Source organism: Lentzea roselyniae, from assembly GCF_039537795.1.
Taxonomy (GTDB): domain Bacteria; phylum Actinomycetota; class Actinomycetes; order Mycobacteriales; family Pseudonocardiaceae; genus Lentzea; species Lentzea atacamensis.
Window position 1 is genome coordinate 1 of the sequence record NZ_BAABBE010000112.1, and the last position, 1,801, is coordinate 1,801.

The following is a 1,801-nucleotide window of genomic DNA, read 5'->3' on the forward strand; positions in this document are numbered from 1 at the left end:
CCGCCCATCATCGTCCTCGACCACCGAGGACCTGGCCTTGCGGGTCATGTCAATCAATCCGAATCTCGCCCTGCGTCAGGCCAGCTTGCTGTGAACCACTGGACTCAACTCACCCTGACACGCAGGGCCGCGATGAACGGATGTTCGCCCGGTAGTGAGTTCGGCTCACACTGGACATGCTGGAGCGGTGCGAGGAGTGCAACGTCATTGAACGAAACTCAACGGCGCTGAACGGCGGCTAGTCGCGTTGGAGTTGTTGGGGTTCTAGCGTTTGTGCTGGTGGAAGTCCTTTGTGGACTGGAAGTGTGAGGGTCAGGGGTTCGCGTCCCCTCAGCTCCACTTGAATTGGGAGCCCGTCTGATCGAGCGGTTTTCGCTGGTCAGGCGGGTTTCTTGCTGTTCTGGTCTGCTCTTCGGTGATCGGGTGTTGATTGCGTTCTGGTGACCCTATGGAGCAGTTTTGGAGCAGGATTCTCCGGCTTGATCGCGTCCGGGTTCGTAGATCTCGGTGTTCGTGGTGTCCCTCTTGCTAACGGGGTGAGGGTCGCTGGGTTGGTTATGCGGCAACGGAGCCGGAGAGTCGTCGCGGGGCCGGTTCTGGTGCTGTGGGGTGTGCTTTGACGGCTGCTTTGGCTTTGTGCCAGCGGCGTTGCAGGTTGTTGAGGAGTCGTTGTTCGACTTCGGGTGCGACGTGGGAGTAGACCTCGGTGACGCGGTTGGGTAGGTGGTGTCCGAGGCGTCGTGCTTGGGCGATTTCGGGTGCGCCGTCGGCGATGAGCCAGGTCTTGTGGCTGTGCCGGAGTCCGTGGAACGTCAGGCCGGGGCGGATTGGCACAGTGCGGGCGCGTGTACGTGGCTGGTCTTCGTTGCCGTTGACGGCTGGTTTGAGGATCCGCTGAGTGAAGGTGCTGCGCCACAACCAGGTTCCACCGTCCGCAGTGAACACGAACTCGTTGTCATGCCGCTTGAGGTAGTCGCGCAGAAGCTTGATCAGGAACGGTGGCAGCGTGATGACGCGGGCCGAGGAGGTGGTCTTCGGGTTACCGAGCCACTGTTTGTGGGCGCTCTCGTGCAGGGCGCCGAACCGCGGGTCGATGACGAGGATGCCGCGGTCGAGGTCGACGTTGCTGAGGTGCAGTCCGGTGAGCTCACCCCAGCGGCACCCGGTCCAGGCGGCGGTGATGATCAGCAGCTTGGCGGTGTCGCCACCGAGCGCTGCAGCTTGGTCGGCGATGCGGAGGACTTCCTCTGGTGTGGCCCAGACGCGTTCGCGTTGGATGCGGTGGCTTCGTCGTCCGCGGCGTCTGCGTCGGTGGACGGGGTTGGCGGGGATGAGGCCTTCGTCGGCGGCGTCGGTGAGGATCATCGACAGGAGTTTGACGATGCCGGCGATGGTGGAGTTGGCGTAGCCGAGCGCGTGCAGGTCGGCGATCCACTTGTTCACGCCGAGCGCGGTGATGGGTCTGTCAAACGAACGGTGTAACTCGGGTTGAAGGAAACTACTTGCGTCCGGCGGCCAGGCGGCCGTCGAAGGCGATGTCGAACGCGTTGAGCGCGGGTTTCCAGCGCATCGTCCAGCGTGCGCGGCCGGTGCCGGTCGGGTCCAGGCTCATGATCGCCATGTAGACGCATTTCAGCGCTGGCCTGCTCGTTCGGGAAGTGCCCGCGGGCCTTCACGGCGCGGCGGATGCGGGCGTTGACGCTCTCGATCGCGTTCGTCGAACAGATCACCCGGCGGATCTCCGGATCGAACGCGAGGAACGGCACGAACTCGGCCCAGGCGTTGTTCCACAACCGCACGA

1 protein-coding gene and 1 pseudogene are annotated in these 1,801 nt (G+C 63.5%); both read right to left on the reverse strand.

Annotation, left to right across the window (positions count from 1 at the left end):
* Positions 1-555: 555 nt before the first annotated feature.
* Positions 556-1,443, reverse strand: coding sequence for a tyrosine-type recombinase/integrase (locus tag ABFX45_RS46085; RefSeq protein ID WP_346137410.1), 888 nt, complete (start codon positions 1,441-1,443; stop codon positions 556-558).
* A 55-nt stretch (positions 1,444-1,498) separates the two neighbouring features.
* Positions 1,499-1,801: pseudogene (locus tag ABFX45_RS46090) on the reverse strand (transposase); the annotation flags it as partial.